Here is a 14538-nt window from a genome sequence, read left to right on the forward strand (position 1 = left end):
CCGATCAGACCGGCCGACAGATCCAGTGCAAATAGCGCCCAAGCCCGGCAAAGCTCGGGTGACGGCGGTGGGCCAGCTCCATTTCGAGCAAGTCCACGAGTTCGGCGCGGGCCTGGAATTCCACTGGCATGTAGTCGTGGAAAACCCGCACCCCACTCTGGCTTTCGACCTGCCACAGGCCCTCAAGTTGCGCCGCCAGTTCGCGCGGATCGAGAGGTTGCTGCGGGGTCAGGCTCTGCTTCTCGCCGGCCATGTCGTTCTTGCGCATCTTGCGGAAATGGCCTTTGAGCAGGTTGCGGTAGATCAGCGCGTCGCGGTTGTAGAAGGCCAGGGAGAGCCAGCCGTCCTGTTTGGTCAGTTGATGCAGCACCGGCAGGATGGCATGGGGTTCGGCAAGCCATTCCAGCACGGCATGGCACAGCACCAGGTCATAAGGCTCGGTGAGCTGGCCGAGCAATTCCTGCCACGGTGCCTGAATGAACGTGGCGCTCTGCCCGGCGTCGGCGAAACGCTGACGGGCGCCTTCGAGCATCGGTTCGGCGGGTTCGGCAAGCGTGACGTCATGGCCACGCTGGGCCAGCCACAACGACATGTGGCCCAGGCCCGCGCCGATATCCAACACGCGCAGCGGCCGGTCCGGCAGGGTTTCGGCCAGGTCGGCCTGAAGCACCGCCAGGCGGATCGCACCTTTCGCCCCGCCGTAGATTTTTTCGGCAAACCGGGTCGCCAGTTGATCGAAATGACGATCGCTCATCAGCTGAACCTCTTTTCGCTGTCAGCGAGTTTGTTGCGTACCACTTCATTCATGTCCAGACCCAACTCGCTGCACAGCAGCAATAGATAGAGGACGATGTCACCCACTTCCTGCCCGGCGTGGGCCAGTTTGTCCGCCGGCAACTGGCGCGACTGGTCTTCGGTCAGCCACTGGAAAATCTCCACCAGCTCGGACATTTCCACGCTCGCGGCCATGGCCAGGTTTTTCGGGCTGTGAAATTGCCGCCAGTCGTTGCGGTCACGGATGGCGTGCAGGCGTTCGGTCAGTTCAACAAGGTTCATCGGGCTCTCCTGAAGGCGTATAGCTTCGGGGGGATGACCGGGGATGGCAAGTGGGCAGTTGAATGTGAGAGCGCGGACTTAATCCAGCCCGGATGTTGACTGACAAAACGCCATCGCGAGCAAGCTCGCTCCCACAGGGTCGATGCAACGCTCTATGCTTGTGGGGAACTCGGCACCGTAATCCATGGCCCAAGTCCGGCAAGCACGCCACCACTTACATCAGGACGTTCACGACATGCAGGTAGAAAGTTTCTTCGAATGGCTCGGCCAGGCACTCGGTTCGGTCATCCGGTTTATCGTTGATGGCCTCAGCGGCTTGTTCAACCTGCTGAGCCATGCCGGCAGCAATTTTGTCGAAGGCTTGTCCCGGGCACTGGGCATGGACACATCGATCATCAGCATCATTGCGCTGATCCTGGGGCTGATGCTGTTGTGGTCGGCGATCCGGGCGTTTATGAATGCGTCGATCATCATGGGGATTATCTGGTTGGTGTTGGGCCTTTGGCTGCTGAGCTGGATCATCCACTGACACCGCCGCTCCCACATTAGTACGACACCTCCCGCTACAATGCCTGCTCCCCAAGGAGCCTGCATGTCCAACCTGATTGCCGACTGGCGCGACCGCCCTACCCATCGTCGGGTCTGGGCGCTGGCTGCGCCGATGATTCTTTCGAACATTTCCGTTCCGCTGGTGGCACTGGTCGACAGTACCGTCATCGGCCACCTGCCCCACGCCCATCAGTTGGGCGCCGTCGCGGTCGGGGCCAGCCTGTATACCTTTCTGGCCTGGGGTATGGGCTTTCTGCGCATGGGCACTACCGGTTTTGCCGCCCAGGCCGCCGGGCGCGGGGATGGCGCGGCGTTGCGGCAGATTTTGTTGCAGGGCTTGTTGCTGGCGATGGGACTGGCGATTGTCTTGGGCGCATTGGGCGTTCCGTTGAGCGGCGTCGCGCTGCACTTCATGCAACCCTCCGCCGAGCTTGACCAACTCACCCGCGAATTTTTCCATACAAGGCTATTCGGCCTGCCGGCGGCGCTGGCCAGTTATGCGCTGGTCGGCTGGTTCCTGGGCACCCAGAACGCCCGGGCCCCGCTGGCGATTCTACTGAGCACCAACCTGGTGAACATCGCGCTGAACCTGTGGTTCGTGCTCGGACTGGATTGGGGCGTGGTCGGTGCAGCCCGGGCGTCGGTGATCGCCGAATGGACCGGGGCCCTGATCGGCCTGTTCATGACCCGCAAAGCCCTGCGCGCTTATCCCGGCCACATCGCCTGGGCCGCGCTGGCGCTGTGGCAGAGCTGGCGGCCACTGCTGGCCGTCAACCGCGACATTTTCATCCGCAGCCTGGCGTTGCAATCGGTGTTTTTCCTGATCACCGTGCAGGGCGCACGGCTCGGTGATGCCACCGTCGCCGCCAACGCCCTGCTGCTCAACGGCTTGCTGCTGACGGCCCACGCGCTGGACGGTCTGGCCCATGCCGTGGAAGCCCTGTGCGGGCATGCCATCGGCGCGCGCGATCGAGAGGCGCTGCGTCGCTCATTGGTGGTCGCCTGCGGCTGGTCGTTGCTGGCGAGCCTGGGATTTGCCGTGCTGTTCGCCTTCGCCGGGCATTTGTTCATTGAGATGCAGACCGACATCCAGAGTGTGCGCGACACCGCGTTTATCTACCTGCCCTACCTCGCCGCGCTGCCGCTGATTGCCGTGTGGAGTTACCTGCTCGACGGACTGTTCATCGGCGCCACGCGGGCCCGGGAAATGCGCAACGGCATGCTGCTGACGGTCGTTCTGCTGCTGCCGTTCGCCTGGGCACTGCAAGGTTTTGGCAACCATGGGCTTTGGATAACGTTCCTGTTGTTCATGTTGCTGCGCAGCCTGACCCTCGGTGCTTTCGCCTGGTACTTGCGCAAGAACGACGGCTGGTTCGCGGGCAAGGTTTACTGAGTCGGCGTGGCTCTGATGAAGGCGCTGACCTCATCCAGCACCGGCGCCAAACCCCGCATGGGCCGAGACAGTGTCGCCACCAGCGTGGCATGGCCGGTGCGGGCAAAATAGAAGTCCTGAACCGGCACTCCGGCCTGGCGCAGCTTGCGCGCCAGGCCGCCAGTGTTACGCGTCGGGTTGACCAGATCGTCGTCGCGCGAAGCCATCAACAACGCCGGCGGCGCGCCTCGACTGACGTGATTGATCGGTTGCGACTGCGGCGGAGAATCCGGCCAGAAAAACACGGGCCGCACGTCCGGATTCTGGATGGGCAGAAAATCATAAGGCCCGGCCAGACCGATCCAGCCGCGCAGATCGTGCGGCGACATCCCCACGGCCCCCAGCAAACCGGGGTCCAACGCCAGCATCGCGACGTTATAGGCCCCGGAGCTGTGGCCCATCAGGTACAACCGTTGCGGGTCACCGGAAAACCTGTGGATGTGATCGTGAGTCCAGGCCACGGCTTTAGCGCCATCCTCCAGGAACAAGGGATAGCGTACCTGTGGATACAGTCGATAGTCCGCCAGCACCGCAACCACTCCGCGCGACGCCAGCGCCTCGCCGACAAAAGAGTAATCACTGCGTGAACCGCTGTTCCAGCTGCCGCCGTAGAAAAACACCACCACCGGGGCATTCTCCAGAGGGTGACGAGGCACATACACATCGAGTTTCTGCCGCGGATCATCGCCATAGGCAATCCCTTCGGTCTTGTCGAACGTGCTGTCGGGGGTCAGCGCATTGAGCATTTTCAGCGGTGAACACGCCGTTATCACGGTCAGCAAACAAATGCCCATGGTCAGGCCGAACAGCCAGCGCGTTGTGCTCGCCATCAATGTCGAACCTCGTGTTCAGGGTTGATCGTTCTGCCATAGATTGCGCAAGCTATCGAGACGTTCCTGCTGAGTGATACCCGGTAGCGAATGCACGGGTGAAGCGTCGGGATACTGCAAGCGTAGCCATAACCAGCCATCGAGCACCGGGCGTTCGCTGAAACCCAGCGCCAGCCCTTCCTGCACGAGGGCCCACAGACTGTTGTAGCCGGTCCCGGTGGACCGGCTCCAATGCCAGACGTGCTGTTCCAGCAGGCAGGTTTGCAAGGTGTCACGCTGCCGGGGCGTGAGGTTTTCTTCGATGGCCAACGGGCTGACAGCAAGCCCGGGATTGAACAACTGCTGCCAACCCTGACTGCCGATTGCCCGGTCGGCCCAGGTTCCGCCGAACCAGCGCAACTGACTGATCGGCCCCAGCCAGCGACTCAATTCCAGGGCATCGCAGGCATCAAAAAAGTAACTGGCGGTGTGGGGGTTGTAGTAACTCAACAAAGCACGGTGATGCAGGCCAAAAGTGACGGTCAGCATGCGACGCAAATGCTCGAGCAACTGCGACGGCGAAGCCTCACTGACCAATAACAAACCGCTCCAGAGGTGCGGTTCGCGCAGGCACAGCTCGGCCAACGCCGGGCATCCCTTGAGGTCAACCAACACCGGACCGTGCTCGCGTAACGGCTGCAACTCGGTGCTATCGAACAGCCAGAACCGTCGGGCCTGCGCAAACTGCTGGATCAGCCTCGCGCCGGCGCGGGGCTGCCCCGGTACGTCGAGCAACAGCCATTGTGCGGTTGAGTCCGGCGCCTGAGCGACGATCATGCCGCACCGCTCTGGCCAAGCCTTGTCGCGGCCCGGCAGGTGCAAAAAGCTTGCGCGCAATGGCTGAAACTACCCCCGCCAGGCAACAGACACAGCAGCACGATCGGTTCGCTGGATTGCAACAAACGCAGCAATCCGACGCTGGCAGTGTCGGCATCTGTTGTCGTGGTGGGTGGAGGTTCAGACAAGCCTGACGCGTGGGTGAAAGAGGGGCCGGGAAGATACCCGGTGATTAACGGTTGATCCGGATCGCCTTCGATAAAGCTCACCAGTACCTGCGCGCCTTCTCTCAACGGCTTGGCATGCGCGCCGCCCAACTCCGGCGCCAATGGCAGCCAACAGTGGCTGGGCGCAGCGCCTTCGCCCTGATAGACCCAGTCAAATTGCACGGCAACGGGCCTGGTTGAATCGGGTTGCGGCTCATCGACATCGACCACCCACGCCCGCTGCAGACTGTGCATCCTGGGGTTCATGACCGAATGAGGCGCCGCAAGCGGTACCGCCCCGGCAACGCGGATCTTGTTGCCGTAGGCAAACCCCGGTGTCTGCCCACCCTGATGCTCGACCTGGATCAGCAGCCAGCGACGGTTCCAGTCCGTACACGGATGGCCGGACAGCAGAACCCGCTGGCCGCTGCGCAACGTGGTCAAATTCGTCTGACCTTCGCCCGCCTGCGTGTTGCCGTGAACCTTGAAGCGGCGCACCCCAGGCTGTTCGGGGTCGGGTGCAAAAACCATCTCGGCGCCCTGCTGAAAGGGCCCCTGCTTATCACCAACTACCAGACAGTGCCCGCGCGGGTGATGCTCGAAGTGGTAATGGAGCCGCTCCTGGGCACACAGGCGCTGGAGAAACTGCAGATCCGATTCCCGGTACTGCGTACAGAAATCACGCGGCGGGTAATCGCCGCTCAAATCAAAGCGCCGATTCTTACCGGTAATGCCATGCTCCTTGAGCACCTGGGCGAGGATTTCGGGCACTGAACGGTTGCTGAAGATGCGCTGGCTGAAACGCTGGGCCAGGCAAGCCAGTTTCGGCTTCAGGCGCACACGGCAAAGCCTGGGCGCAGCACCATGACCCGTCTGGACGAGCTCATGCAACTGCCCGTGAAAACCGGTCCCCGGCGGCCCGAAATGCAAAAAGGCTGGACGGTACAGCAGGCTTGCCAGGTCCAGTGTCGGGTCTTCGATCAGCAGATCCACGTCAAACACAAAGGGTTCGCTGATCGCTTCACTGCCGGTAAAGGCCAAGACCTCAACGGGGTCGGGCAGACCCTCTACATCCAGACGAAATGACGGCTCGTTGACTGGATCGAACATCGGCGATTCTCTACAGGAGGGGCGGCCGGGGATTCTCTCCGAGAGAGTTGGCCGAGTAGAGAGCCGAAGTACAACTTAGGAAATGACCTACGCGAAAAAAGGACCACGTCGCTTGGATAGCGAGGATGTGAGCCATTTCGCTTGAATTCAGGGAGGCGTCCCACCAGGTCATCTGAAATTTCCGCAGCGCGCGGAACATTTTCCGACAACCTGATGAGACCAGTGCCTTACCTCAAGAAGACAGGTAAGACGAACGGGTCAGGCCCAGGCGCAGAGCGTCGAGGAACTGGGTGCGCTCGGCGGCAGTGATGCGCGCACTTGCGCACTTGTCGCGGTAGTGGGTCATCAGTTCTTCCGGCGACAAGTGCACGTAACGCAGCATGTCTTCGATGGTGTCGTGGGTTTCGATACCCGCGTGATACACGCTACCGTCGGCGTTCTGGTAGATGTTCACCGAGTCGGTGTCACCGAACAGGTTGTGCATGTCGCCGAGAATTTCCTGGTAGGCGCCGACCAGGAAAATACCCAGCAGGTAGTCCTCGCCTTCGTTCAAACCGTGGACTGGCAGACTGGTTTCGATGCTCTGCTCGTCGACGTATTGCTTGATCTTGCCGTCGGAGTCACAGGTCAGATCCTGCAGCACGGCGCGGCGCAGCGGCTCTTCGTCGAGACGGTGCAGCGGCAGAATCGGCAGGACCTGGCCGATGGCCCAAGTGTCCGGCAGGCTCTGGAAGACCGAGAAGTTGCAGATGTACTTGTCGGCCAGCTTGTCGTTGAGTTCATCGAGCACCTGACGGTGCGAACGCTGACGCGCCTTCAACGAGTTGTGCAGGCGACGGCACACGGCGAAGTAGCATTGCTCGGCCAGGGCTTTCTCGGCCAGGGTCAGCTTGCCATCGGCGTACTGGGTGGCCACATCGCTCATGTAGTGCGTGGCGCGCCAGTAGGTTTCGGTGACCATCTCGATGTCGGTCGGGCCCAACAGGTCAACCAGCCACTGCACGGTCTCCGGCAGCTCTTCCTTGTTGTCGATCTTCGGCACGTCGTCGTTGTGCTTCTCGACGTCGGTCACTTGCACCACCAGCATGGCGTGGTGAGCGGTCAGCGAGCGGCCGCTTTCGGAGAAGATGTTCGGGTGCGGCAGGCTCTGCGCATCGCAGAACTCCTTGAGCATCCCGACCACGACACCGGCGTAATCGTCCATGTCGTAGTTGATCGAACTGGCGTTGCGCGAGTGCGTACCGTCGTAGTCGACGCCCAGACCGCCACCGACGTCGATGTGGTCAACCGGCAAGCCGAGGTTACGCAGTTCGCCGTAGTAACGAATCGCTTCCTTGAAGCCGTGCTGGTAGTCCGCCAGGTTGGCGATCTGCGAGCCCATGTGGAAGTGCAACAGGCGAATGCCTTGATCCAGGCCAGCCGCGCGGAAACGCTCGACCACCGACAACAGCTGCGCCGCCGACAGACCGAACTTGGACTTCTCACCGCCGGTGTCCGCCCACTTGCTTGAGGCCAGGGACGACAGACGCACGCGCAGGCCGACTTGAGGCTTGACCTTCAGCGAGGCGGCTTCTTCGATCACCAGGCCGACTTCGGATTCTTTCTCGATCACGATGAACACGTTGTGGCCCAGCTTCTGGCCCATCAGCGCCAGTCGGATGAACTCGCGGTCCTTGTAACCGTTGCAAACGATGGTGCCGCCCTTTGGCGCCAGGGCCAATACGGCCAGCAGCTCAGGCTTGGAGCCGGCTTCCAGGCCGATGGACACATCCTGGGTGGCGATGATGTTTTCGATCACCGCTTCCTGCTGGTTCACCTTGATCGGGTACAGCGCGGTGTACTTGCTCTGGTATTCCAGGCGCTCGATGTTGGCATCGAACGCGCCGGTCAGCTGACGCACGCGGTCTTGCAGAATGTCAGGGAAACGCACCAGCAGCGGCAAGGACAGGCCGCTTTTGCGCAGCTGGTCGACTTGCTCGAAGAGGTCGATAGGCGAACTGGTCGGACCGTTCGGACGAACTTCGACGCGACCGGCGTCATTGATCGCGAAATACCCGGCCCCCCAATGGCGAATCCCGTAAACACTGCGGCTGTCCGCAACTGTCCATTGGCTGCCATCGTCTTTGCGTGTGCGTCGTACGGACATTGAAGTCCCCTATAAAGAAGTCATAGAGCGTCGCCTGGGTTCAGGCCGGCGCAGTCTAAAGAATGAAAATGACGATTAGCCTGTATGCAAGGGCCATAGACCTCACATTCAGCGCTGAGTTTAGAAACCGGTCAGAACAGGCTCTGTGAAAACCATGTAGACGACGCCAGGCCAGAGTTGAATCAGGACTGGATCAAGCCGAGGGTGGTTTTCACAGAGGCTGCTAGCCGCCGGACTTCTTCGCTTTGAAACCCAGCTTGATCAGTTCAGCCAAGAGTAGCTCGACATGATCGCCCTGGATTTCGATGATTCCGTCTTTCAACGCACCCCCGGTGCCACAGCGTTTCTTCAACGTGGTGGCCAGGTCCTTGAGCGCTTCTTCCGCCAACGGCACGCCGGTGATGGTGGTCACCGTCTTGCCGCCACGCCCCTTGCTTTCGCGACGCACGCGCGCGATGCCGTCGCCAGCCGGGATAACGGTCTGTTTGCAGATGCAGGCGTCCACCGGTTTACTGCAATCCGGGCAATGACGACCTGCGTCGGTGGAAAATACCAGGCCACCAAGGGCGGCGAAGGATGCGGCTTTTTTGGCCACCGGCAATCCTCTTGGGAGGACAAAGACTGGTCGCGGCAACTTGGGAAGCTGCCATCGACCGCGAAGCCCCACTCAGGCAGGGGCAGCGCTACTGGGCCAGACAACGCTGGCTCAGTTTGAAAAGGTCGCGCAGTGTAACGGCAAAAAGCCGACTTGCTAAGAGCCAATCGGCGCCAATTTACTGCTCTTTTGCGACGCCCTTCCCAAGGGCGCACAGATAACGCTTCAACGCGGCCAGGGAGTCCGGGCAATAAGGCTTTTGCTGGATTTCCAGCATGACCTGCTCGATGGGGATGAAACGCGCTTCCAGCACCTCTTCCGGCTGCAGGATCAACGGGCCGTCCCACACCGCCGAAAACGCCGAACACCAGAGACGATTGCCGGTGTCCTCGAAGAAGAAGTGATCATGGGCGGTCAACTCCACACCGCTCACGCCCAACTCTTCTTCCAGCTCACGGGCAGCCGATTCGACGTACGTCTCGGTGGCGAGCACCATGCCGCCCGCCGCCACATCCCAGTAACCGGGGTAAATGGCTTTGCTCAGGGTTCGACGGTGAACGCACAGTTCACCGACCGAGTTGAACAGCATGATGTAGGTGCCACGCCCGATCAGCCCCCGCTCGCGCAGGTCAGAACGGACCAGGGCGCCGAGCAGGTTGTCCTGTTCGTCGACCCAGGCGATGTGTTCGGCATCCGAGGCCGCGCGATGGGCAGCCTCTTTGGCGTTATCGACCATGACTCAGCCCTGATTGAGCAATTGACGCAGATCGATCACTGCCGCGTTGGCACGGGAGATGTAGTTGGCCATGACCAGCGAATGGTTGGCCAGCACACCGAAGCCGCTGCCGTTGAGGATCATCGGGCTCCAGACCGGCTCTTGCGAGGCTTCCAGCTCACGAATGATCTGACGCACGCTGACCGTGGCGTTCTTCTTGGCCAGCACATCGGCGAAATCGACTTCGATGGCGCGCAGCAAGTGGGACAGCGCCCAAGCCTGGCCGCGGGCTTCATAGAACACGTTATCGATCTGCATCCACGGGGTTTCGACGATTTCTTCATCGACCTGTGGCACCTGACCCGGCGCCAGGACTTCGGTTTTCAGCGCGGTGTTGAGCTTGACTCGGCCCACGCTGGCCGACAGCCGTTGCGACAGCGAACCCAGACGGGTGCCGACATCGCCCAGCCAGTTGTTCAGGTTGTCGGCGCGGGCATAGAACAGCGCACTTTTCTGACTCGGATCGGATAGGCGTGTCTGGTAACGGCTCAGGGAATTGATGCCTTCCTGGTATTCGGACTCACTGGAGGGCAGCACCCAGCTCTTGTTGTCGAAGTTGAAACGCGGCTCGGCCTTGGCCAGGTCAGCGTCTTCGGTGGACTGCGACTGGGAACGGGCGAAGTCCTTACGCATTGCACGACTCAGGTCGCGAACCTGGACCAGCACGCCATATTCCCAGCTCGGCGTATTGTCCATCCACAGACCCGGCGGGAAACGGTCGTTGGAAATATAGCCACCTGGCTTGCTCAGCAATGTACCAGCGACGGTCTTGAGGGTTTCCACCGTGGTGTACCCGACCACCATTTGCTTGCCTTCTTTCTCGGCCGCCACTTGCGCATTCTGTTGAACCGGGAACAGTGCCGGTTCCTGGCTCCAATACCAGCCCAGCCCGATCGTCACCAGCAGGTAAAGGCCAATCAGCGTCGCCAGCGCCCGGCTGAACAACAGGCCGCCGACGTAACTGCGGGTGGCCGATTTCGGTTCAGCGGCACGTTCAGGCGCGCTGCCCGCGCGATTCTTCCAGTCCAGCATGGCGATATCCTTTCAATCACTTGAGTTCATCGGTTCGACCACAACCCTACGCCATCGTGCCTCGTTTGCCGCGCATTAAATCCTGCGGGAAATGGCGGGACTTACAATGACCGCGATCAGGGGCCACTATAAATGAAGCTCAGCCGCGAGCCTATGCGACCATCCAGTCAGAAACTGAATAAGGCCGCTTTGCAGATTATTGACACACGATGCTCATGGGATTGAAAAGAGGTGCTAGCATAGAGCCACCAGTCGATCTCAGCATGCACCCTAACTAGTAGTCAGGATATGACCGAGCCAGAAGACCCCAGCCGTGAGCGCCTCAAGCACCACTTTGCCCAGCGGGTAATTCATCAGGCACGTCAGATTCTTGAGATATGGCAGCGCCTGCAACGCAGCGAGTGGTCCAACACCGATTTGTCGGAACTGAGCGAGGCCAACCTGCGCCTGCTGCGCTTTGCCGAACGTTTCGAACAACCGGAACACACGCAACTGGCGCGTCACATCGGCCAGTCGCTGGAGGCTGTCGACGCCAATCGCGGACGCCTGAGCAGTGGCCTGATCACCGACCTCAATCGCTTGATGCAGCGTCTGTCGCGCACCGGCCTGCGCCACGGCGATCAGCTCGAACAAACCTTTCTGCCACCGCTGCGCAAGCCGATCTACGTGATGTTGCAGGATCACGACCGCGCCGAGCGCCTGGCCAAGCAGCTGGAGTTTTTCGGGCTCAGCGCCCAATCCCTGGACAGCGTTGCGGCGTTTCGCTCCTCTATGATCGAGCGCCTGCCCGCCGCCATCGTCATGGACGTGGACTTCAGTGGCGCCGGCATCGGCCTGAAACTGGCCGCCGAAGCTCAGGTCGGACTGGATGAGCCTTTACCGCTGTTGTTCTTCAGCTTGCTCGAAACAGACACCCCGACCCGCCTCGCCGCCGTGCGCGCCGGTGGCCAGGAATTTCTCACCGGCACCCTCGAAGCCTCAAGCCTGCTGGAGAAGATCGAAGTCCTGACCTGCGTCGCCCAGTACGAACCTTATAAAGTGCTGATCATTGACGACTCCCGCGCTCAGGCCTTGCACACCGAGCGCCTGCTGAACAGCGCCGGAATCGTCACGCGCACCCTGATCGACCCGATTCAGGCCATGGCCGAACTGGCGGACTTTCAGCCGGACCTGATCATCCTCGACATGTACATGCCGACCTGCACCGGCACGGAACTGGCCAAGGTGATCCGGCACAACGACCGCTACGTGAGCGTACCGATCATTTACCTGTCCGCCGAAGACGATCTGGACAAGCAACTCGACGCCATGAGCGAAGGCGGCGACGACTTCCTGACCAAACCGATCAAGCCGCGGCACCTGATCACCACTGTGCGCAACCGCGCGGCGCGGGCACGCAATCTGAAAGCACGGATGGTGCGCGACAGCCTGACCGGTTTGTACAACCACACCCACATCCTGCAATTGCTCGAGGACTGCAGCTTCCGCGCCCGCCGCGAGAGCAAGCCGTTGAGTTTTGCGATGCTCGACATCGACCACTTCAAACGGGTCAACGACAGCCACGGCCACCCCATGGGCGACCGGGTCATCAAGAGCCTGGCGCTGTTTCTCAAGCAGCGGTTGCGCAAAACAGATTTCATCGGCCGCTACGGTGGCGAGGAATTCGCCATCGTCATGCCGGACACCGATCTCGAAGCGGCCCACAGAGTGCTCGATGAAATCCGTCAGCGGTTTGCCGAAATCCACTACCCGGCCCAGCCCCAGGATTTGTGGTGCACGTTCAGCGCCGGGGTGGTGGAGCTGTGCGACCACTCCGACAGCCTGATGATGGCCAGCCAGGCGGACGAAGCGCTGTACCGCGCCAAGGACGGTGGACGTAACCGCGTGCAGGCTGCGCGGACGTCAAAGCAAAGTGCCACTTTTTCATCGGAATGGACCCATTCGGTCATAACCCTGTAACAGAAACGCAATAACTTCAGGCGCTTACCATTCTGCCGTTGGTAGACCCGCGATGCGCCTGAAGCTGCTGACCAATCTCAACACCCTCCTTTTAGTCGCCGTATGCGTGGCCCTTGGCGCGACGCTCTGGTGGTCGCAAAAAGCCCTCGAACGCCCCTATCTGCTGATGGAGCGTTACCTCGGTTTGTCCCAGCAATTTCAAAATGAAGTGGCGCGCAACGTCGAGGATTATCTCGCCAGCGGCGATGCCCTGCGCCTGAGCAGCGCCAGCCAGGCCATCGACAGCCTGCAAAAGGAACTCGGTGAATTACCGCCAGCCCTGGCCGACACCTTGCGTCCGAGCCTGTCGAACCTGAGTGAATTCAGCAAGACCGACCTGCTGGCTGCCGGCAAACTTGCCGGGGACCCTCAAGCCTTGCTGCTGCAAGCTGAACGTGAACTCGGCGCCAGCCTCGATCAGCTCAGCCAATACGCCAGCGGGAACGCAGCGTACCTCGCGCCCTTGCTCGCCGCGTCCCAGCACCTGGGCAAACTGTCGCTGGCGCGGGACAAACTGGTCAGCAGCGGTCGCAGTGAACTGGCCGCCGATGTCGAACGCGAAGTCGCCAGCATTCGTGCGCAGTCCGAGCTGATAGGCGCCTTGCCGCTGCTCGGGGTGGCCGCCAGCAGCGAATCCGGCACCGATGATTTCGCCGCGATGATGGGGCTGGAGAACACCGAAAAAACCGTCGCCGAAGATGCCGGTGTCGCCCTCAAACGGGAACTCAACAGCTTGCTGACGCGTTACCCCGCTGAACTGGCGCGCACTCGCGAGCAAATCCAGAAACGCACCGACCTCAGCACCGCGACGCACCTGAAGATCGCCGACGTACAGCAGGCCATTGCCGGACTGGAGCCGGTGGTCCGCGCCCAGCACGGGCAGATCCAGGGCGAAGTACGCTTGATGCAAGGCGTGATGATCGGCCTGATTCTGCTGATCGCCTTGTTGATCGACACCTTGCAACGCAAGCTGGCCCGGACACTGACCAACCTCGCTCCGGCCCTGTCGACCTGGGCCGAAGGCGACTTCAGCCAGGAAATTCAATTGGGCAAGACCAATCGCGAACTGCACGACATTGAAGCCTCGCTCAACCGCTTGCGCGCGTACCTGGCGGACCTGGTCGGGACTATTCGTCTCAATGCCGAGCAGGTCGCCGGCAGTAGCCGCACTTTGGCCGAGTTGAGCAACGACCTGCACAGCGGTGCCGAACATCAGGCCGGCGACACCGCGCTGATCCGCGATTCTCTCGGCGAACTGGAAGCAACGATCCAACAAGTTGCTGGCGATGCCAGCCAGGCCGCCGACGCCAGTCGTCATGCCGGAATCGCGGTCGAGCATGGCCAGAAAGTTATCGGTCTGAGCCTCACCGGCCTGCATGCGCTGGTGGGTGAAGTGCAAGGCAATGCGCAGATGATCGAACACCTGGCAGAAGAATCGGCGACCATCGGCGGCGTGCTGACGGTCATCCGCTCGATTGCCGACCAGACCAACCTGCTGGCCCTGAACGCCGCCATCGAAGCCGCCCGCGCCGGGGAAATGGGTCGTGGGTTTGCGGTGGTGGCGGAAGAGGTTCGCTCGTTGGCGCAACGCACGGCCGGGGCCACCGCAGAGATCCAGACCTTGATCGCCGGCCTGCAAACCGCCGCGCGGCAATCGGTGGAAGGCATGCGCGCCCAGGTCGAACACGCCGAAGCCACGGCCAATCAGGCTCAGGCTGCCGACGGTGCATTGGATAAAATCGTCGGGGCGATCCAGACCATTTCCGACACCGCCGTGCGCATTGCCGATGTCACTGCGCAGCAGAGTGGTGCGGTCAGTGAGATCCGTGATCACAGCGAACGTATCCACAAGCTGGGTGGGGATAATTTGTTGCGCATTGGCGAGGGGCGCGTGCAAGGGGAGAACCTGCTGGTGTTGGGCGCACGCTTGCATACCGCCGTTCAAGCTTTCCGCGTCTGATAGACCGCCATGCCTCGCTCCTACAGGGGCGGG

General features: G+C 61.2%; 13 protein-coding genes. 4 read left to right on the forward strand and 9 right to left on the reverse strand.

Translation table 11 applies throughout. The features are described from left to right. Positions 1-4: 4 nt before the first annotated feature. Positions 5-754 (reverse strand): methyltransferase domain-containing protein, encoded by a 750-nt coding sequence (locus AB4N91_RS23580; RefSeq protein WP_010463853.1) that lies wholly within the window; start codon positions 752-754, stop codon positions 5-7. Further along, on the reverse strand, positions 754-1056 hold the full coding sequence (locus AB4N91_RS23585) for a MazG-like family protein (protein ID WP_010463855.1): 303 nt from the start codon (positions 1054-1056) through the stop codon (positions 754-756). Before AB4N91_RS23585 ends, AB4N91_RS23580 begins: the two co-directional genes overlap by 1 nt. Before the next feature lie 235 nt (positions 1057-1291). Between AB4N91_RS23585 and AB4N91_RS23590 the strand changes: the two genes are divergently transcribed. Continuing rightward, entirely contained in the window at positions 1292-1585 is a 294-nt protein-coding gene (locus AB4N91_RS23590) for a hypothetical protein (protein WP_010463857.1), read from the forward strand. A 63-nt stretch (positions 1586-1648) separates the two neighbouring features. Next, positions 1649-2998, forward strand: coding sequence for an MATE family efflux transporter (locus tag AB4N91_RS23595; RefSeq protein WP_083375133.1), 1350 nt, complete (start codon positions 1649-1651; stop codon positions 2996-2998). Here the strand turns inward: AB4N91_RS23595 and AB4N91_RS23600 are convergent. The 7 genes from AB4N91_RS23600 to AB4N91_RS23630 form a co-directional block, all read right to left on the reverse strand. Further along, entirely contained in the window at positions 2992-3867 is an 876-nt protein-coding gene (locus tag AB4N91_RS23600; protein ID WP_077748978.1) for an alpha/beta hydrolase, read from the reverse strand. The two genes, AB4N91_RS23595 and AB4N91_RS23600, sit on opposite strands and share 7 nt — an antisense overlap. 18 nt (positions 3868-3885) lie before the next feature. Then, positions 3886-4683 (reverse strand): DUF4123 domain-containing protein, encoded by a 798-nt coding sequence (locus AB4N91_RS23605; protein ID WP_102595309.1) that lies wholly within the window; start codon positions 4681-4683, stop codon positions 3886-3888. Then, on the reverse strand, positions 4680-5999 hold the full coding sequence (locus tag AB4N91_RS23610) for a type VI secretion system Vgr family protein (RefSeq protein ID WP_145310632.1): 1320 nt from the start codon (positions 5997-5999) through the stop codon (positions 4680-4682). Before AB4N91_RS23610 ends, AB4N91_RS23605 begins: the two co-directional genes overlap by 4 nt. Before the next feature lie 232 nt (positions 6000-6231). Then, complete coding sequence (gene speA / locus AB4N91_RS23615; RefSeq protein WP_010463866.1) at positions 6232-8145, reverse strand: arginine decarboxylase; 1914 nt, start codon at positions 8143-8145, stop codon at positions 6232-6234. 223 nt (positions 8146-8368) lie between these two features. Then, entirely contained in the window at positions 8369-8740 is a 372-nt protein-coding gene (locus AB4N91_RS23620) for a translation initiation factor Sui1 (RefSeq protein WP_010463867.1), read from the reverse strand. Between the two features lie 178 nt (positions 8741-8918). After that, entirely contained in the window at positions 8919-9476 is a 558-nt protein-coding gene (locus tag AB4N91_RS23625; protein WP_010463869.1) for an NUDIX hydrolase, read from the reverse strand. Between the two features lie 3 nt (positions 9477-9479). After that, complete coding sequence (locus AB4N91_RS23630; protein WP_102595311.1) at positions 9480-10547, reverse strand: DUF2333 family protein; 1068 nt, start codon at positions 10545-10547, stop codon at positions 9480-9482. A 288-nt stretch (positions 10548-10835) separates the two neighbouring features. Between AB4N91_RS23630 and gcbA the strand changes: the two genes are divergently transcribed. Next, positions 10836-12506 (forward strand): diguanylate cyclase GcbA, encoded by a 1671-nt coding sequence (gcbA, locus tag AB4N91_RS23635; protein WP_010463874.1) that lies wholly within the window; start codon positions 10836-10838, stop codon positions 12504-12506. Positions 12507-13461: 955 nt separating this feature from the next. After that, positions 13462-14505, forward strand: coding sequence for a methyl-accepting chemotaxis protein (locus AB4N91_RS23640; protein ID WP_370655148.1), 1044 nt, complete (start codon positions 13462-13464; stop codon positions 14503-14505). Positions 14506-14538: the final 33 nt, after the last annotated feature.

The organism is Pseudomonas sp. H3_D04, assembly GCF_054669175.1.